We start from the raw sequence: 17,141 nt of genomic DNA, 5'->3' as shown, positions 1-17,141 counted from the left end.
GCGCGTCACGACCTCCCCTGCCTCAAGCCGCCGCCAGTTCCTTGCGCAGCAGCTTCGCAGCCGTGACCATGTTCGACAAGGCCGCCTCGGTCTCCGGCCAGCCGCGGGTCTTCAGGCCGCAGTCGGGGTTGATCCAGAGGTTCTCGTGCGGCATCACGACCGCGGCCTTGCGCATGAGGCGCACGATCTCGTCCACCGAAGGCACGCGCGGCGAGTGGATGTCGTACACGCCCGGGCCGATCTCGTTCGGGTAGCGGAAGCCCCCGGAATTGTTCTCGCCGCCGAAGCCGCGCAGCAGTTCCATGTCGGAGCGGCTGGTCTCGATGGTGATCACGTCGGCGTCCATCGCCGCGATCTCCGGCAGGATGTCGTTGAATTCCGAATAGCACATGTGCGTGTGAATCTGCGTCTCGTCGCGCACGCCCGAGGCGCTGATGCGGAAGGCGCGCGTGGCCGACTTCAGGTACGCGGGCCAGCCCGCGCGGCGCAGCGGCAGGCCTTCGCGGATCGCGGGCTCGTCGATCTGGATGATGCCGATGCCCGCGCCTTCGAGGTCCACCACCTCGTCGCGGATCGCCCAGGCGATCTGTTCACAGGTCGTGGCGCGTGGCTGGTCGTCGCGCACAAAGGACCACTGCAGGATCGTGACCGGGCCGGTCAGCATGCCCTTCATCGGCAGCTTGGTGAGGCTCTGCGCGTAGGCGGTCCATTCGACTGTCATCGCGGCAGGGCGCGCCACGTCGCCGAAGATCACCGGCGGCTTCACGCAGCGCGACCCGTACGACTGCACCCAGCCGTTGGCGGTGAAGGCGAAGCCGTCGAGTTGCTCGCCGAAGTACTCGACCATGTCGTTGCGCTCTGCCTCGCCATGCACCAGCACGTCGATGCCCAGCTCTTCCTGCTTGCGAACGGCCAGTGCGATCTCGGCGCGCATCTTCTCGCGGTAGCCGGCCGCATCGAGCTCGCCGCGCTTGAAGGCGGCGCGTGCGGCGCGGATGTCGGAGGTCTGCGGGAACGAACCGATGGTGGTGGTCGGCAGCGCGGGCAGGGCGAAACGTGTGCGCTGCACCGACTGGCGCTGCGGAAAGACCGAAGTACGTGCATCGTCGCCGGCCACGCTGCGCGCGAGGCGCAGCGCCACGTCGGCACGGTGCACGCGCGGGCTGCTGCGGCGAGCAGCGACGGCTGCGCGAGCAGTCTTGAGTTCGTTTGCGACGGACACTTCACCGCCATCGAGCACCGCGCGCAGCACGCGCAGCTCATCGAGCTTCTCGACGGCGAAGGCGAGCCACGACTTGAGTTCGGCATCGAGCTTGGTCTCGGCTGCGAGGCTGAACGGCACATGCAGCAGCGAGCACGACGGCGCGATCCACAGTTCGCCGCGGTTCTTTTCGACCACTGGGCGCAGCGTGGCGAGCGCTGCATCGGGGTCGGTGCGCCAGATGTTGCGGCCATCGACGATGCCCACCGACAGCACCTTGTGCGCCGGGAGCCAGTCGGCCACGCCGGTCAACTCCTGCGGCGAACGCACCGCGTCCACATGCAGCCCGGCGACCGGCAGCTGGCAGGCCAGGCGCAGGTTGTCGGAGAGCGGCGAGAAGTACGTGGCCAGCAGCAGCTTGGGTGCGCTGCGCGCGAGCTGCCAGTAGGCGCGCTCGAAGGCGTTGCGCCAGGCATCGGGCAGGTCCAGGCCGAGGATGGGCTCGTCGATCTGCACCCACTCCACACCCTGCTGCTTCAGGCGCGTGAGCACCTGTTCGTACACGGGCAGCAGCACGTCGAGCAGCGAGAAGCGGTCGAAGCCGGCCTCTTTCTCCTTGCCCAGGTACAGGAAGCTCAGCGGTCCGAGCAGCACGGCCTTGACTGCATGCCCGGCCTGCTGCGCCTGCGCCACTTCGTCGAAGAGCCGCGTGGAGGCCAGCTTGAACTGCGTGGCCGCGTTGAACTCGGGCACGAGGTAGTGGTAGTTGGTGTCGAACCACTTGGTCATCTCCAGCGCGAAGGTGCCTTCGGTGCCGTGCTTGCAGCTCTCGCCGTGCACATGGCCGGCTTCATCCTCCACGCCGCGCGCCATCTTGAAGTAGCGCGACAGCTCGGGCTCGTCGCCGAAGAAGTTGAAGCGCGCCGGCTCGCAACCGAGCAGTTGGATGTGATTGGCCACGTGGTCGTAGTAGGCGAAGTCGCCGACGGTCACGTAGTCGAGCCCCGCATCGCGCTGGGCCTGCCAGTGACGTGCACGCAGTTCCTCGCCGACGGCTTCGAGCGCGGTGCGGTGGATCTCGCCGCGCCAGTGCTTTTCGAGTGCGAACTTCAGTTCGCGGTTGGCGCCCATGCGCGGAAAGCCGAGGGTGTGGGTACGGGTGGTCATTGCAGGTAATCCGGTCGCTTGAATCTTGAGAATCCGCAATGTTCGGTGTTTGGGGTCTATGATTCAAACGAAACCTTTTGCCCATTCACCTGAATTTCATTCATGTTGCAGTCGATCCTGGAGATACGCCATCTGCGCACGCTCATCGCGTTGCGCGACACCGGCAGCCTGGTGCGCGCGGCGCAGTTGCTCAACCTCACGCAGTCGGCGTTGTCGCACCAGATCAAGCTGCTCGAAGACCGCTACGGCGCGCAGCTCTTCGAGCGCAAGTCGGTGCCGCCGCAGTTCAGCACCACGGGACTTCGGCTGCTGCAGTTGGCAGACACCGCGCTGCCGCTGATCGAGGAAGCCGAGCGCGATGTGGCGCGCCTCGCGCTCGGGCGCAGTGGCCAGTTGCGCATCGTGGTCGAGTGCCACACCTGCTTCGACTGGCTGATGCCCGCGATGGACGCCTTCCGCCAGCGCTGGCCCGAAATCGAACTGGACATCGTCTCGGGCTTCCATCCCGACCCGATCGCGCTGGTGATGCAGAACCGCGCCGAGGTGGCCATCGTTTCCGAAGAAGACCCGGATGAAACGGTCGACTACCACGCGCTCTTCCGCTTCGAGATCGTCGCGCTGCTCGCCAACGACCACGCGCTCACGGCCAAGGCGCACCTCACGGCCAGGCACTTCGCCGACCAGACGCTCATCACCTACCCCGTGCCCGACGAGATGCTCGACATCGTTCGGCAGGTGCTCGCGCCCGCCGGCGTGGAGCCCGCGCACCGGCGCACGACCGAGCTCACCGTGGCGATGCTGCAGCTGGTGGCGAGCGGGCGCGGCGTCGCGACCCTGCCGCTGTGGGCGGTGCAGAACTACCTGGACCGCGGCTACGTCACGGCGCGCCGCGTCGGCAGCAAGGGGCTCACGGGTCGGCTCTACATGGCTTGCACGCAGGGCACGTCCGACCAGCCGTGGCTCGCCGATTTCGTGCGCATCACGCGCGAGAGTTGCTTCAAGAGCCTGCCGGGCATCGAGTTGCTGTAGCGGCTTCCTCGCCTGCGAGAAAACCTCAGAACCGCGTGCCCACCGACATCCGCACCATGTTCTGCGCCGTGAAATTCACCTTGGGGTCGTAGGCGGCGCGAACGAACCAGCGCGGCCAGTCGTAGGTGACGGTCAGGCCTGCGCGGCGAATGAACTGTCCGTCCACCGTGCCCTGCTTGGCCAGCAGGTCCACGGTCAGGCGCTGCCGCTCGGGCAGCGGCACCCGGTAGACGAGGTGCACGTCCTGCTGGTCGGGGTTCAGCCGGTTGTCGCGGATCAGCGAGAGCGACAGCGCCGTGCCGTCCGGCCACTTGTAGCCGCCGTACACGGTGTACGAATCGTTGGGGTCGAAATTCAGGTTGGCGTAGTTGCGAAGGTTGGTGCGGCCCAGGCCCGTGCCGACGAACCAGCTGTCGCCCGTTTCCACCGCGAGGCTGCCGCCTACGAATCCGCCGGAAGCCGCCTGCAGCGAGGGCAGCACGCGCACCGGGCCGAGCGTGAACGTGTGGTCCCAACCCGCGCGGGGCTGCGCGAAATCCAACACCGGCGAACGAAACCAGCCGATCCAGACATTGCCATCGCCGTAGGTGTAGCGCAGGTTCATGTCCAGCCCCGGCCCCGAAGGCAAGCCGCCGCCGGACACGCGGTACGCGCCGACGGTGAGCTTGAACGGAAGCTCGGCCGCGCCATCGTCTGCCCGGGCCGCGGACGACAGACCTAGAACCGCGAGGGCCGCGAAGAAACAGCTCGATCGGCGACGGAATGGCATGGCGCTCAGAACATGCTCGCGCCGATGTTGATGAGCAACGCGAGCACCGTCGTGTTGAAGAGGTACGCCAGGATGCAGTGGACCGAGCCGATGCGGCGCATGGGCTTGGAGACGAACGCCACATCCGCGGTCTGCCCCGAGGTGCCGATCACCGCGGAAAAGTAGAAGAAGTCGCCGTAGCCCGGCGGCTCGTCGTCCGGGAACTGGATACCCGCCTTCTGCCCGCGGCACGCCGCGGCGTAGTAGTCGTGCGCGTAGTGGAGCGTGAACATCACTTGCGTGAAGGCCCACGACGACACCACCGTGAGGCCGGCCAGCGCGATGTGCGCGATCTTCTCGAGCCCGTGCATGTCCTTGACCACCACCAGCTCGCCACCGATGGCCGCCAGGCTCGCAATGGCCGAGACCACCACCAGCACGAGGATCACCATCTGCCCGTCGTCCTGCAGTTGCGCGCGGTAGCGCATGTGGTTCTGCGACGACCGGTTCATCATGACCGCCGCGAGCAGCACATAGAGGCAGGCGCCGGTGTTCCAGGCGATCAGGAGGCGTGTGACGAGGTGGGCATCGACGGAAGGAAGCAGGAACCCCACGGCCATGGCGATGGCCGCGGCAATGAAGAGCCGGGGCCTTGCGGCGATCTGGCGGACGAATCGGTGGCGGGGAAGTTTCATGGGCATCGGGCATGCCCCTGCTGTCAGGATGACGGCGAAGAGGCCAACCCTTCGAATGTCGGCGAAGCTCTCTTGCGGGGACCTGACGCACGTCGCTTTCCGGCACCGGCAGCAGCACCGGTCGCGGGTGCGCCTTGCGCCACTTCCAGCAGCCAACCGCGAAAGGCCGCGACCTTGGGGTGGTCGTGGCTGTCTTCCGGGTACACGAGGTAATAGGCGAAGTCCTCGAGCCAGCTCACATCCGAAAGCTGCACGAGCCGGCCCTGCGCAAGATCTTCGGCCACGACCGCGGCGGGCAGCAATGCCGCGCCCTGCCCCGTGAGCACCGCCTTCAACAGCAGGCCCGAATCGTCGAAGGAGGGACCGCGCGCCGCGCCCGCGGCCTCGATGCCCTGTGCCTCGAACCACAGCGCCCAGGCCTTGCGCTCGGCATCGTTCACGCGCGGCCAGCGCGTCAGGTCGGCCGGCGCCGCCGGCATGCCGAGCTGCTTGACCAATGCGGGCGCCGCCACGGGAACGATCTCCACCGTCAACACGCGCTGGCTGCTCAAGCCCGCATAGCGGCCGAGGCCGTGGCGAATGGCGGCATCCACGCCGTCGCGCGAGAAGTTGGCCAGCGCGCTGCTGCTCACCACCTGCAGGTCGATGTCGGGATGCGCATCCTGGAAGCCCTTGAGACGCGGCACCAGCCACGCGGAAGCGAAGAACGGGGTGGCGCTCACGGTGAGGATGCCCGCGTCCTCGGGCATGGCGATGCGGCGTGTGGCGTCGCTGATCTGCCGGAAGGCATTGCGCACCGGCGGCAGGTAGGCACGGCCGGCATCGGTGAGGAAGACGCCACGGTTCACGCGGCGAAAGAGCGCAACGCCCAGATGCAGCTCCAGCGCCTTGATCAACTGGCTCACCGCGCCGGGGGTCACGCACAGCTCGTCCGCCGCGTTCTTGACCGAGAGGTGCCGGGCCGTCGCCTCGAAGGCGCGCAGCGCGTTGAGCGGTGGAAGCTGGTGCTTTTTCATTTAGTTAATCTGATTCGAAGTCTTCAGAAAATCTGGCTTGTCGCAGATCGCTCCAGAGATGAATATTGGCACGATCAATCGATCTTCGTTAGATATCCTGAGAAATAGGGCCCCCGCTCCGCTGGACCGGGAAGAACATGGAGACCCCCCTCTTGAATCGTTCATCCCCCTCGCCGCGCGCGCGCCTCTTCCGCGGCTGGCTCGTGGTCGCGGGCGCCTTCGCCGTGACCCTCGTGGGCTTCGGCAGCGCCTACACCTTCAGCGCCTTTCTCGAATCGCTGCAGCGCGACTTCGGCGCCTCGCGCGGCTCGGTGTCGCTGGTGTTCTCGCTCGCGGGCTTTCTCTACTTCGGGCTCGGCGTCATCAGCGGCCCGCTTGCCGACCGATGGGGTTCGCGGCGGCTCGCGGTCGCGGGCATGGTGCTGGTCGGGTTGGGCCTCGCCCTCGCGGGGCAGGCGCAGAGCCTGACGCAGATCTACCTTGCCTACGGGCTCGGCGTGGGCCTGGGCGTCGGCGCGTCGTATGTGCCGGTGCTCGGCGCGGTGCAGCGCTGGTTCGTCAAGCGGCGCGGATTCGCATCGGGGCTGGCGGTCAGCGGCATCGGCGTGGGCACGCTGGTGATGCCGCCGCTGGCGTCGTTCCTCATCGAAGGCATCGGGTGGCGCCACACCTATCTGGCGCTCGGCGCGCTCGCCGTGGTGGTGGGCGTGGGCATGGCGCTCCTGATCGAGAACGACCCGCGCGACCGCGGGCTCGGGCCCGACGGCGATCCGCCGCAGCCGCAGGCGTCATCGGCCAAGCCCGCAGGCGCGACGGTGCGGGAGGCGGTGACATCGCGGCGCTTCGCCGGCCTCTTCGCGGCCTGCCTCATCAGTTCCTTCGGCCTGTTCGTGCCCTTCGTCCACCTCGTGCCGTACGCGCTCGACCACGGCATGCCCTCGACTTCCGCAGTGCTGCTGCTGGGCGCCATCGGCGTCGGCAGCACGGCGGGCCGCTTCTTCCTCGGCGGGCTGGCCGACCGCATCGGCCGCCAACTCGCGCTGCCGCTGATGTCGGCGGGCATGGCGCTGTCACTCGTGGTGTGGGCAGTGTCCGGCGGGTTCTGGGGGCTGGCCGTGTTCGCGTTCGCCTACGGCGTGTTCTACGGCGGCTTCGTCGCGCTGCTGCCGGCGCTGGTGATGGACTACTTCGGCGGACGCAACATCAGCGCGATCATCGGCGTGCTCTACACCAGCGTGGCCGTGGGCACGCTGGTCGGGCCGAGCGCGGCGGGTTTTGCATTCGACATCAGCCGCAGCTACCTGCTGCCGATCGTCGCCAGCACCGGCGCGAACCTCGTCGCGGCCGGCATCCTGCTGGCGATGGCCCGGCGCGATGTGTCGGTAAAACCGGCCGCGGCCGGCGCAGCGCGGGGTACAGTCGGGAATGAACCCACAACCGCCCGCCGCCCCTAGCCCCGCTCCCGCGGCTGCCCCCGAAGTCGTGACCGAAGCCCAGGCGTTCACGCGTGCCTGGATGGTCTTTGTCGTGCTGGTCGCGGTGGTGCTCGGCGTGCTGTGGGCCGTGAAGGCCCATTTCGGCTGAGCGCCGGAAACAGGCAGCCTTCAGGAAGCCTTCTGCACCAGCTTCAGCACGCTGGAGAAATCCAGCGCGCCATGGCCCGCGAGGCTGTGCGCCGCATACAGGCTGCGTGCGAGACCACCTAGCGGCGTGGCAGCACGAACCGCCGCCGCGTTCTCCTGGGCGAGGCCCAGGTCCTTGAGCATCAGGTCGGTGCCGAAGCCGCCCGCGTAGTTCTTCGAAGCCGGCGATGTCTCCATCACGCCCGGCATCGGGTTGTACTTTTCGAGCGCCCAGTTGCCGCCCGAGCTGCGGCGCATGATTTCGGAGAGCACCTTCGGGTCGAGCCCGTTCGCCACGCCGAGCGCCAGCGCCTCGGAGGTGCCGATCATCAGGATGCCGAGCAGCATGTTGTTGCAGATCTTCGCGGTCTGCCCCGCGCCCGCTGCGCCGGCGTGGAAGATGTTGGCGCCCATCTTCTCCAGCACCGGCCGCGCGCGCTCCAGGTCTTTGGTTTCACCGCCGACCATGAAGGTCAGCGTGCCGGCGATCGCGCCGCCGGTGCCGCCCGACACAGGCGCATCGATCATCGCAACGCCCTTGGCGGCGGCCGCTTCGGCCACCTTGCGCGACGTGGCGGCGGCGATGGTGCTGCTGTCGATCACGAGCGTGCCGTCCTTGATGCTTTCCAGCAGGCCGGGCTTGCCCGCGCCGCCGAGGAACAGGCCTTCGACATGCGCGCTGGCCGGCAGCATGCTGATGACGACTTCGGCATCGGCCACGGTCTCGGCGGCCGACTTGGCAATTGGCAGCCCCTCGGCGCCGAACTTCTTGCAGGCCTCGGCCGAGAGATCAAATGCGCTGAGCGTGTGGCCCGCCTTGAGCAGGTTCATGGCCATCGGGCCGCCCATGTTGCCGAGGCCGATGAATGCGATCTTCATGATGTGTTGTCTCCGTTGTCTTTTATGAATGAGCGTCAGACCAGCGAGGCCAGCTCCGCTGGCATTTCGCCGCGCGGCCGCAGGTGGTCTTCGATGAAGGCGGGCGTGATCTCTTCGATGGTGGCGGGCGACCACTTGGGATTGCGGTCCTTGTCGATCAGCACTGCGCGGATGCCTTCGGCGAAATCCTTGTGCGCGCAGAAGCCGAGCGACGCCCAGTATTCGAGCCGGAACACCTCGGCCAGCGACATGCGGTGCACGCGCTGCCAGAGCTCGAAGCTCAGCGCGGCCGAGCTCGGCGCGCCCTTCACGAAGGTCTTGGAGGCGGACTGCAGCCAAGGGTCGTCGCTCTGCAGGTTGCGCAGGCGGTTGGCGATGTCGAGCAGGTCGTCGCCGGCCATCAGCGCGTTGATGGTGTCGTAGTGCTCACGAACCTTCGACGCCGGCAGCTCGGCGCCTTCGCCGGCCTTCGCAAGGATGCGCGACAGCGTGGCGCGGTCGGCCTTGCCCTCGCCCGCCCACGATGCGGCGGTGATTGCGTCGAGCACCTCGCTCTTGCGCTCCTGCGGCACCAGAACATCGGCCGGCCCACAGAAGATCGCATCGGCGGCGTTGAGATTCGCGGCTGTCAGCGCCAGGAACAACCCGGTGCGACCCGGCGTCCGGCGCAGGAACCAGCTCCCGCCCACATCGGGGTACAGGCCGATGGCGATCTCGGGCATCGCGATGCGGCTCTGCGTCGTCACCACGCGGTGCGAGCAGCCCGACATCAGGCCCACGCCCCCGCCCATCACGATGCCGTGGCCCCAGCAGAGGAAGGGCTTGGGAAAGGTGTGGATCAGGTAGTCGAGCTCGTACTCTTCGCGGAAGAAGTCTTCGGCGTAGGTGTTGCGTGCGGGGCCGCATTCCATCAGCGTCTGGTAGAGCTGGCGCAGGTCGCCGCCCGCGCAGAAGGCCTTCTCGCCAGCGGCCTGCAACAGCACGCCGACGATGCCGTCGTCTTTCGCCCATTCGCGCAGCTTGGGCGTGAGCAGGCGGACCATGTCCACGGAAAGCGCATTGAGCGACGCGGGGGCGTTGAGCGTGGCGGTGGCGAAACGCTTGCCGCCGGCGGTCTTGATTTCGTCGAAAAGAACTACGGAGTCGGTCATTGTCTTGAGGGGTTCTGGGTGCGGGGCATCAGCGGATATCGCTGTCCCCTTCCAGCAATTTTCGCGCAACGATCACGCGCATGATTTCGTTGGTGCCTTCCAGGATCTGGTGCACGCGGGTGTCGCGCACCAGGCGCTCCAGCGGAAACTCGCTGAGGTAGCCGTAGCCGCCGTGCAGCTGCAGCGCGTCGTTGCACACATTGAAGCCCGAATCGGTCGCGAAGCGCTTGGCCATCGCGCAGTAGGTGCTGGCGTCGGCATGGCCCGCGTCGAGCTTCGATGCGGCGAGCCGCACCATCTGCCGCGCCGCGACCAGTTCGGTCGCCATGTCGGCCAGCTTGAACTGCAATGCCTGGAAGCTCGCGATCGGCTTGCCGAACTGCTGGCGCTCATGCAGGTAGCGGCGCGCCGCATCGAGCGCGCCCTGCGCCGCGCCCACCGAGCAGGTCGCGATGTTGATGCGCCCGCCGTCGAGCCCCTTCATCGCGATGCGAAAGCCCTCGCCTTCCTTGCCCAAGAGGTTTTCGGCCGGGATGCGCACGTTGTCGAAGTTGATGGTGCGCGTGGGCTGGCTGTTCCAGCCCATCTTGTGTTCCTTCTTGCCGTAGCTCACGCCAGGTGCGTCGGCCGGCACCGCGAAGGCGGAGATGCCACTGGCACCCGCACCGCCGGTGCGCGCCATGAGCACCAGCACGTCGGTGGAACCGGCGCCCGAGATGAACGCCTTGCCGCCGTTGATGACGTACTCCGCACCCTGCAACTCGGCGCGTGTCTTCAGCGAACCCGCATCCGACCCGGCACCCGGCTCGGTGAGGCAGTACGAAGCCAGCTTGCGCCCGCTTGTGAGATCTTCGCCCCACTGCTGAGCCACCGCATCGGTCGCCCAGGTGCCGAGCATCCAGGTCGCCATGTTGTGGATCGTGATGAAGGCCGTGGTCGACGGATCGACCGCGGCCATCTCCTCGAACACCAGCGCCGAATCGAGCCGCGGCAGGCCAAGGCCGCCGACGCGCTCGGGCGCATAGAGCCCGCAGAAGCCCAGCTCGCCGGCCTTGGCAATGGCCTCCTTCGGGAAGATCGCTTCCGCATCCCACTGCGCGGCATGCGGCGCGAATTCGGCCTGCGCGAAATCGCGCGCCGAATCGGCGAAGGCGCGCTGCTCTTCAGAAAGCTCGAAGTCCATGGACCCGGGCTTACTTCAGCGAGATCGTGGTGTTGACGCCGTGCGAGACGGTGCTGTCGTCGAACCAGCGTGCCGTCACCGTCTTGGTCTGCGTGTAGAACATGATGACCTGCTTGCCGTACGGGCCGAGGTCGCCGAGCTTCGAGGCGCGCGAACCGGTGAACGAGAACATCGGCACCGGCACCGGAATCGGCACGTTGATGCCGACCTGCCCCACGTCGATGTCTTCCTGGAAGCGACGGGCGGCAGCGCCCGACTGCGTGAAGATCGCCGTGCCGTTGCCGTTCGGGTTGCTGTTGATCAACTCGATGGCTTCGTCGATGGTCTCGGCATCGGCAATGCACAGCACCGGGCCGAACACTTCCTGGTCATAGATCGTCATGCCGGGCTTCACGCCGGTGAAGATCGTCGGACCGACGAAGTTGCCCTTCTCGTAACCGGGCACGGTGGGCTTGCGGCCATCGAGCACCAGCTCGGCGCCATCGGCCAGGCCACGTTCGATGAGGTGGTTGACGCGGTCGTACGCAGCGCACGAAACCAGCGGGCCCACGTCCACGCCCTTCTCGGTGCCGGCGCCGATCTTCAGCGTCTTGGCCTTGGCGATCAGCTCGGGCACCCAGTTGCGGGCTTCGCCCACCAGCACCGCCACCGACACCGCCATGCAGCGTTGGCCGGCTGCACCGAAGCTTGCACCGGCCAATGCATTGAGCGTCTGCTCCTTGTTCGCGTCGGGCATCACGATCGCGTGGTTCTTCGCGCCCATCATGCATTGCGCGCGCTTGCCTGCCAGCGTGGCGCGGTTGTAGACGTGCGTGCCGACCTTGGTCGAGCCGACGAAGCTGATCGCCTTGATGTCCCTGTGGTCGCAGATGCCGTTGACGATGGCCTCGCCGCCATGCACCACGTTCAGCACGCCTGGCGGAATGCCTGCTTCGAGTGCCAGTTCGCACAGGCGCATGGTGACCATCGGGTCTTGTTCGGAAGGCTTGAGCACGAAGGTGTTGCCCGTGACGATGGCCATCGGGAACATCCACAGCGGGATCATCGCGGGGAAGTTGAACGGCGTGATGCCGGCGCACACGCCCAGCGGTTGCAGCAGCGTGTAGGTGTCGACGCCGTTGGCCACGTTGTTGGCCAGTTCGCCCAGTTGCAGGTTGCCGATGTTCGATGCGTGCTCGACCACTTCGAGGCCGCGGAACACGTCGCCCTCGGCATCCGGCAATGTCTTGCCCTGCTCGGCCGTGAGGATCGCGGCCAGCTCGCCCATGTTCTCGCGAATGAGCTGCTGCAGCTTCAGGAAGATGCGGGCGCGCGCGCCGATGGGGGTCTTGCGCCAGGTCTTGAAAGCTTCCTTGGCGGAAGCCACGGCGGCATCGAGCTCGGCCTGCGTCGCGAAGGGCACGCGGGCCAGCACCTGCTGCGTGGCCGGGTTGACGATGTCGCGCCATTCGGTGGTCTTGGATTCGACGAGCTTGCCGCCGATCAAGAGCTTGACGGTGGCGATCTGAGTCGAAGGGGTAGTCGTGGCGTCCATGGGTTTTGTCTCCTGTGAATCTCTGCGAAATCTTAAAAAGGCGATGCCGGGCAAGCCGGTGCAGCCCGCATCCTAGCTTTGCAGATTTGCCATGACAATAGACAAATATGCGCCACGGCTTTGCAAAAATGCAGACCCTTCATGCAAGCGGACGCACGCAAATACGAGGACAAGCACGCACATGGACTGGGACAACCTGCGCTACTTCCTGGAACTGGCCCGTTCCGGCACGCTGATGAGCGCGGCACGCCGGCTCGAGGTGGACCACACCACGGTCGCCCGGCGCATCCAGTCGCTCGAAAAGGAAGTCGGCGCCCCGCTCTTTTCGCGCGAAGCGGGCGGCCACCGGCTCACCGAAGCGGGCCGCCGGCTGCAGCCGCAGGTCGAGGCGATGGAAAGCGCCTTCCAGGCCGTCGAGAGCACCGCACCGGCCTCGCAGGAAGGCTTGTCGGGCCTTGTGCGCATCGGCGCAACTGAAGGCTTCGGCACGGTGGTGCTGGCGCCGCAGCTCGCGCTCTTCGCGCTGCAGCACCCCAAGCTCACCATCGACCTGCTCGCGATGCCGCGGCTGGTGCACCTGTCGCGCCGCGAGGCCGACATCGTGATCTCGCTGGAGCGCCCGGCACGCGGGCCGGTGGTGGTCACCAAGCTCACGGACTACACGCTTCGGCTCTATGCGTCCAGGCAGTACCTCGCGGCGCACAAGCCGATCAAGACGCGCGAGGACCTGCGCGGCCACACCTTCATCAGCTATGTGGACGACCTGCTGTTCAGCAAGGAGCTGCAGTACCTCGATGAATTGCATCGTCCCGATGCCTTTGCGCTTCGCAGCACGAGCGTGCTGGCGCAGCACAGGGCGGTGGTGGCGGGAGCGGGGATTGCTGTGTTGCCGGCCTTCATCGCAGAGAAAGACAGCGCGCTGAAGCCGGTGCTGCGGGGGCAAGCGAACTTCACGCGCACGTTCTGGATGTCGATGCCTGCGGAGACCAAGCATCTCGTGCGAATGCAAGCCGTATGGAACTTCCTGCGCGAGGCGGCAGAGGCGCAGCAATCGCTGCTGCTGCCGCAGAATGCGGAAAAATCGGAAGACCCGGTGGGCGCGCCGCAACGGCCGCTGCGTCCGCGCAAGCCGGCCCTGTAGCTACCCCCAAGGAGACACGCATGCCCCGTCACCGCCCCGCACGGCTCGAACACATCGCAGGCATCGGCGTCGACCGCATGGGCGCCATCGCCGACGATGCGGACGGCCCGCCCTTTCTCAGGCTGGAAAACCTCGACGTCGACATTCCGCCCGACGCCGAAGCGGTTGCGCGCACCGTGCGCGCGGCTTCGGAAGATTCGGACAACAGCTACCTGCCCTTCGTCGGTCAATCGCGGTTGCGCGAGGTTGCCGCGCGGCATGTGTCGGCGCTCTCGGGCGTTGACTACAACGCACACAATTGCGTGATCTCCGCGGGCGGGCTCTCGGGCATTCTCAATGCGCTGCTCGCGACGGTCGAGGTGGGCGACGAGGTGCTGGTGACCGATCCGACCTATGCGGGCCTGCTCAATCGCATCCGGCTGGCGGGTGGAACGCCGAAGTACGTGCCCTTTGTCTTCACGCCCGGCGGCGAATGGAAGCTCGACCGCACGGCGCTGCAAGCCGCCATCGGACCTCGTGTTCGGGTGATGCTGCTGATGTCGCCGTCGATGCCGTCCGGCGGCTATTTCGACGAGGACGACTGGCGCGCCATCGCCGCGCTGTGCGTGCAGCACGACCTGACCCTGATCCTCGACACGGCCATGGAGCGCTTGCTCTACGACGGCCGCAAGGTGATTCACCCGGCCGGCCTTCCCGGCATGGCCGAGCGCACGATCACCGTGGGTTCGTCGGCCAAGGAGCTGCGCATGATCGGCTGGCGCGTGGGCTGGACCGTCGCGCCCGAGAGCTACATGCCCGATCTGGTCGCCGTGTCGCTCGCCAATGTCGTCGTGCCGGTGGGCATCGCGCAGGACGCGGTGGCCACGGCGCTGGAACAGTCGGCGCGGACGCTCGCGCCCTATGTGGCTGAGCTGGAACGCAGGCGCGACACCGTGCTGGATGAACTCAAGGGCCTGCCCGTCGGCATTCCGGCCGGCGGCTGGTCACTGCTGCTGCGAACGAGCGATTTCGGGATCGATGGGCAGACGCTCTCCGAGCGCCTTCTGAAAGCACGCGTCTGCGCGACCGCAATGAAGGGCTGGGGCGAGACACACGGCGCGCAGTACCTGCGCTTCGTGTTCTCCAACGAGCCGGTCGAGCGGCTGCGCGGCCTCGGCGACAAGGTGCGGGCCGCGCTGGGCGCCTGAGCGCTTGATAGCTCAGGAAAAAAGACGCTTCAGGAACCCCGGCTTGCGCACCGGTGCCGCGGCTTTTTCCAGCAGGTCGATCAGCCCTTCGACGCGCGGCTTCTTGAGCATCCGCGCGTAGTCGATGTAGCTCTCTTCCTTGTCCATGCGGTAGAACCGCGGCGGCATCGGCAGGCCTTGCACGCCCGTGAGCAGCACGCGCAGCGCGTCGATCTGGTTCATGCGGATCGCGCTCGTGATCGCGGTTTCGCCGAACGAAGGAATGATCTCGTTGGGCTTCGCGAGCCCGGTGTCCAGCAGCGTCTTGATCGCCGCGGCATCGCCTTCGACCGCCGCCGCACCCAGCGCTTCGAGCGCCGTGAGCTTTTCCGGCGAAAGGCTCGCTTGGTAAGCATCGCTGCGCTTGTCGTCTTCGTCGCGCGCGTCGCCGCCGGTCATCGTCATGAAGTCGGTCACGAGCGCCACGGGTTCGCCGGATGCGTCGAGCGCCCAGAAGCTCGGGTAGCTGCCGTCACCCCAGCCGGAGCGAAAGATCACCATGTTGCTCGCCGAACCCGGCCCGAGCGGACAGTGGTCGACGACATCGGTATCGCCCATCTCGCCGGCGAGCACGTCGTCGTAGTAGTTGCTGTAGTCGGGATCGGCGGCTTCGCGCTTGTCGCGCTCGGCCATGGCGATGGCGGCGTCGGGGTCCATGAAACAGCCGAGGCCGGCGTCGACCGGGTAACCGTAGAACTCGTCGTCGCCCAGCGTGTCGAGCGACTCCCCTTCCATCAGCGCCATCTGCCAGTTCAGGTCTGCGGCGCGCAGGCTGCCGCGGTCACGCAGCCACAGCACGGCCAGCGCATGTTGGCCCTTGTCGTGCAGCACTTCGACGGGGAACGCGCCGCGCGCCTGCAGCTCGCGCGCAAAGGGCTGGCGTTCGGGCTGCACCAACGGATCGCACGCCACGATGCGGCCGCTCGTGATGTTCACGGCGCCGCAAGGCTGACGCTGCAGATGCACGGCGCGCAGCGCTTCGTCGTCGAGAAAGATGGTGCGAAGGTTGTCGATGTCGAGATAAGCCATGCGCGCAGTTTCTCATCCCGCCATGACGAAAGGCCGCAAAAGCGGCCCTTGTCGGTGTCGGATGCGAGTGCCTTTACTGGATCAGCTTGGCACCCGTCTTCGCCTGCAGCGCATCGAAGCTCACGCCGGGCGCGAGCTCGACCACCTTCAGGCCTTCGGGCACGACGTCCATCACCGCGAGGTCGGTGATGATGCGATCGACAACGCCCACGCCGGTCAGCGGCAGCGTGCATTTCTCGAGGATCTTGAAGTCCTCTGTGCCGTCCTTCTTCTTCGCGACGTGCTCCATCAACACGATCACGCGCTTGACGCCCGCCACGAGGTCCATCGCGCCGCCCATGCCCTTGACCATCTTGCCGGGGATCATCCAGTTGGCGAGGTCGCCTTCGGTGCTCACCTGCATCGCGCCGAGGATCGACAGGTTGATCTTGCCGCCGCGGATCATCGCGAAGCTGTCGTGGCTGCCGAAGATGGCCGAGCCGGGGATGGTGGTCACGGTCTGCTTGCCAGCGTTGATGAGGTCGGCGTCGACGTTGTCTTCAGTGGGGAAGGCGCCGATGCCCAGCATGCCGTTCTCGCTCTGCAGCCAGACTTCCTTGGTGCCGGTGTGGTTCGCCACCAGCGTCGGGATGCCGATGCCGAGGTTGACGTAGAAGCCGTCTTCGAGTTCTTGCGCGGCACGGGCCGCCATCTGGTCTTGGGTCCAGGGCATCTCAGGCTCCTTTGGTGTCGTTCTTGATGGGCGCGGGCACTTCGCTGCCGGCAGCGGCCTGGGCGATCGCGGCCTGGGCCTCGACCTTGGCGGCGGCCGCATCGACTGGCGCCGCGGCGCTCACGGTGCGCTTCTCGATGCGCTTCTCGGGATTGCTGTTGAGCACGATGCGGTGCACGTAGATGCCCGGCAGATGGATGTCGTCGGGGGCCAGCTCGCCGACTTCGACGATCTTCTCGACTTCGACGATGCAGATCTTGCCCGCCATCGCGGCGGCAGGGTTGAAGTTGCGCGCCGTGAGACGGAAGCGCAGGTTGCCCGATTTGTCGGCCACGGCGGCCTTCACCAGCGCCACGTCGGGCACCAGCGAGCGTTCCATGACGTAGGTTTCGCCGTCGAACTCGCGCAGCTCCTTGCCTTCGGCCACTTGCGTGCCCACGCCGGTCTTGGTGAAGAAGGCCGGAATGCCCGCACCGCCCGCGCGCAGCTTTTCGGCCAGCGTGCCCTGCGGCGTGAATTCGAGGGCCAGTTCGCCCGCGAGGTACTGGCGCTCGAACTCCTTGTTCTCGCCCACGTACGACGCGATCATCTTCTTGATCTGGCGCGTCTCCAGCAGCTTGCCGAGGCCGAAACCGTCGACGCCCGCGTTGTTCGAGATGACGGTGAGGTTCTGCGCGCCGGAGTCCTTCAGCGCCTCGATCAGCGCTTCGGGAATGCCGCACAGGCCGAAGCCGCCGACCGCGAGCATCTGCCCGTCGGCCACGACCCCCTTGAGTGCCGCGTCTGCGGAGGGATAAATCTTGTTCAC

At 66.8% G+C, this 17,141-nt stretch carries 15 protein-coding genes; 4 read left to right on the top strand and 11 right to left on the bottom strand.

Annotated features, from left to right (window positions below; translation table 11 throughout):
- Positions 1 to 22: 22 nt before the first annotated feature.
- Entirely contained in the window at positions 23 to 2,368 is a 2,346-nt protein-coding gene (metE, locus tag QF040_RS02900) for a 5-methyltetrahydropteroyltriglutamate--homocysteine S-methyltransferase (protein WP_429609762.1), read from the bottom strand.
- 102 nt (positions 2,369 to 2,470) lie between these two features.
- Here metE and QF040_RS02895 point away from each other — a divergent pair, with 102 nt between their 5' ends.
- Positions 2,471 to 3,397, top strand: coding sequence for a LysR family transcriptional regulator (locus tag QF040_RS02895; RefSeq protein WP_429609761.1), 927 nt, complete (start codon positions 2,471 to 2,473; stop codon positions 3,395 to 3,397).
- Positions 3,398 to 3,422: 25 nt separating this feature from the next.
- Here the strand turns inward: QF040_RS02895 and QF040_RS02890 are convergent, their stop codons facing one another.
- From QF040_RS02890 to gcvA, 3 genes are read right to left on the bottom strand one after another with little or no spacing between them, the layout of a single operon-like run.
- Entirely contained in the window at positions 3,423 to 4,166 is a 744-nt protein-coding gene (locus QF040_RS02890) for a hypothetical protein (RefSeq protein ID WP_429609760.1), read from the bottom strand.
- Between the two features lie 5 nt (positions 4,167 to 4,171).
- Positions 4,172 to 4,840: a DUF1345 domain-containing protein gene (locus tag QF040_RS02885; protein WP_429609759.1), complete on the bottom strand. Its 669-nt coding sequence runs from the start codon at positions 4,838 to 4,840 to the stop codon at positions 4,172 to 4,174.
- Positions 4,841 to 4,863: 23 nt separating this feature from the next.
- On the bottom strand, positions 4,864 to 5,856 hold the full coding sequence (gcvA, locus tag QF040_RS02880; protein ID WP_429609758.1) for a transcriptional regulator GcvA: 993 nt from the start codon (positions 5,854 to 5,856) through the stop codon (positions 4,864 to 4,866).
- Between the two features lie 137 nt (positions 5,857 to 5,993).
- On the opposite strand from gcvA, the gene QF040_RS02875 reads away from it, so the two are divergent.
- Positions 5,994 to 7,310 (top strand): MCT family MFS transporter, encoded by a 1,317-nt coding sequence (locus QF040_RS02875; protein ID WP_429609757.1) that lies wholly within the window; start codon positions 5,994 to 5,996, stop codon positions 7,308 to 7,310.
- A gap of 150 nt (positions 7,311 to 7,460) precedes the next feature.
- Here QF040_RS02875 and mmsB read toward each other — a convergent pair whose 3' ends face one another.
- From mmsB to QF040_RS02855, 4 genes are read right to left on the bottom strand one after another with little or no spacing between them, the layout of a single operon-like run.
- Complete coding sequence (gene mmsB / locus QF040_RS02870; RefSeq protein ID WP_429609756.1) at positions 7,461 to 8,357, bottom strand: 3-hydroxyisobutyrate dehydrogenase; 897 nt, start codon at positions 8,355 to 8,357, stop codon at positions 7,461 to 7,463.
- Positions 8,358 to 8,392: 35 nt separating this feature from the next.
- Positions 8,393 to 9,508 (bottom strand): enoyl-CoA hydratase/isomerase family protein, encoded by a 1,116-nt coding sequence (locus tag QF040_RS02865; protein WP_429609755.1) that lies wholly within the window; start codon positions 9,506 to 9,508, stop codon positions 8,393 to 8,395.
- A 28-nt stretch (positions 9,509 to 9,536) separates the two neighbouring features.
- Positions 9,537 to 10,691 (bottom strand): acyl-CoA dehydrogenase family protein, encoded by a 1,155-nt coding sequence (locus tag QF040_RS02860; RefSeq protein ID WP_429609754.1) that lies wholly within the window; start codon positions 10,689 to 10,691, stop codon positions 9,537 to 9,539.
- A 10-nt stretch (positions 10,692 to 10,701) separates the two neighbouring features.
- Positions 10,702 to 12,225 carry a CoA-acylating methylmalonate-semialdehyde dehydrogenase gene (locus tag QF040_RS02855; RefSeq protein WP_429609753.1) on the bottom strand — a complete coding sequence of 508 codons (1,524 nt, stop codon included), beginning with the start codon at positions 12,223 to 12,225 and terminating at the stop codon, positions 10,702 to 10,704.
- 181 nt (positions 12,226 to 12,406) lie between these two features.
- Here QF040_RS02855 and QF040_RS02850 point away from each other — a divergent pair, with 181 nt between their 5' ends.
- Both QF040_RS02850 and QF040_RS02845 read left to right on the top strand, forming a co-directional pair.
- Complete coding sequence (locus tag QF040_RS02850; RefSeq protein ID WP_429609752.1) at positions 12,407 to 13,366, top strand: LysR family transcriptional regulator; 960 nt, start codon at positions 12,407 to 12,409, stop codon at positions 13,364 to 13,366.
- A 20-nt stretch (positions 13,367 to 13,386) separates the two neighbouring features.
- The gene (locus QF040_RS02845; protein ID WP_429609751.1) at positions 13,387 to 14,553 is read left to right on the top strand and encodes a pyridoxal phosphate-dependent aminotransferase; all 1,167 of its coding nucleotides are present in this window, start codon (positions 13,387 to 13,389) and stop codon (positions 14,551 to 14,553) included.
- Between the two features lie 12 nt (positions 14,554 to 14,565).
- Here QF040_RS02845 and QF040_RS02840 read toward each other — a convergent pair whose 3' ends face one another.
- The 3 genes from QF040_RS02840 to QF040_RS02830 all read right to left on the bottom strand — a co-directional run bounded on the left by QF040_RS02840 (position 14,566) and on the right by QF040_RS02830 (position 17,141).
- Positions 14,566 to 15,621 carry a DUF4241 domain-containing protein gene (locus QF040_RS02840; protein ID WP_429609750.1) on the bottom strand — a complete coding sequence of 352 codons (1,056 nt, stop codon included), beginning with the start codon at positions 15,619 to 15,621 and terminating at the stop codon, positions 14,566 to 14,568.
- A 73-nt stretch (positions 15,622 to 15,694) separates the two neighbouring features.
- Entirely contained in the window at positions 15,695 to 16,333 is a 639-nt protein-coding gene (locus QF040_RS02835) for a 3-oxoacid CoA-transferase subunit B (protein WP_013540817.1), read from the bottom strand.
- 1 nt (position 16,334) lies between these two features.
- Positions 16,335 to 17,141 (bottom strand): CoA transferase subunit A, encoded by an 807-nt coding sequence (locus QF040_RS02830; protein ID WP_429609749.1) that lies wholly within the window; start codon positions 17,139 to 17,141, stop codon positions 16,335 to 16,337.

Origin of the sequence: Variovorax sp. W2I14 (assembly GCF_050435205.1) — a bacterium.
GTDB classification, from domain to species: domain Bacteria; phylum Pseudomonadota; class Gammaproteobacteria; order Burkholderiales; family Burkholderiaceae_C; genus Variovorax; species Variovorax paradoxus_C.
The sequence above is the reverse complement of the archived record's forward strand: the minus strand, read 5'-3'. Positions and strand labels throughout refer to the sequence as shown.

Excerpts from the sequence above, each read along its gene's own strand:
- metE (WP_429609762.1), bottom strand. The coding sequence starts at position 2,368 with ATGACCACCCGTACCCACACCCTCGGCTTTCCGCGCATGGGCGCCAAC.
- QF040_RS02895 (WP_429609761.1), top strand. The coding sequence starts at position 2,471 with ATGTTGCAGTCGATCCTGGAGATACGCCATCTGCGCACGCTCATCGCG.
- QF040_RS02890 (WP_429609760.1), bottom strand. The coding sequence starts at position 4,166 with ATGCCATTCCGTCGCCGATCGAGCTGTTTCTTCGCGGCCCTCGCGGTT.
- QF040_RS02885 (WP_429609759.1), bottom strand. The coding sequence starts at position 4,840 with ATGAAACTTCCCCGCCACCGATTCGTCCGCCAGATCGCCGCAAGGCCC.
- gcvA (WP_429609758.1), bottom strand. The coding sequence starts at position 5,856 with ATGAAAAAGCACCAGCTTCCACCGCTCAACGCGCTGCGCGCCTTCGAG.
- QF040_RS02875 (WP_429609757.1), top strand. The coding sequence starts at position 5,994 with ATGGAGACCCCCCTCTTGAATCGTTCATCCCCCTCGCCGCGCGCGCGC.
- mmsB (WP_429609756.1), bottom strand. The coding sequence starts at position 8,357 with ATGAAGATCGCATTCATCGGCCTCGGCAACATGGGCGGCCCGATGGCC.
- QF040_RS02865 (WP_429609755.1), bottom strand. The coding sequence starts at position 9,508 with ATGACCGACTCCGTAGTTCTTTTCGACGAAATCAAGACCGCCGGCGGC.
- QF040_RS02860 (WP_429609754.1), bottom strand. The coding sequence starts at position 10,691 with ATGGACTTCGAGCTTTCTGAAGAGCAGCGCGCCTTCGCCGATTCGGCG.
- QF040_RS02855 (WP_429609753.1), bottom strand. The coding sequence starts at position 12,225 with ATGGACGCCACGACTACCCCTTCGACTCAGATCGCCACCGTCAAGCTC.
- QF040_RS02850 (WP_429609752.1), top strand. The coding sequence starts at position 12,407 with ATGGACTGGGACAACCTGCGCTACTTCCTGGAACTGGCCCGTTCCGGC.
- QF040_RS02845 (WP_429609751.1), top strand. The coding sequence starts at position 13,387 with ATGCCCCGTCACCGCCCCGCACGGCTCGAACACATCGCAGGCATCGGC.
- QF040_RS02840 (WP_429609750.1), bottom strand. The coding sequence starts at position 15,621 with ATGGCTTATCTCGACATCGACAACCTTCGCACCATCTTTCTCGACGAC.
- QF040_RS02835 (WP_013540817.1), bottom strand. The coding sequence starts at position 16,333 with ATGCCCTGGACCCAAGACCAGATGGCGGCCCGTGCCGCGCAAGAACTC.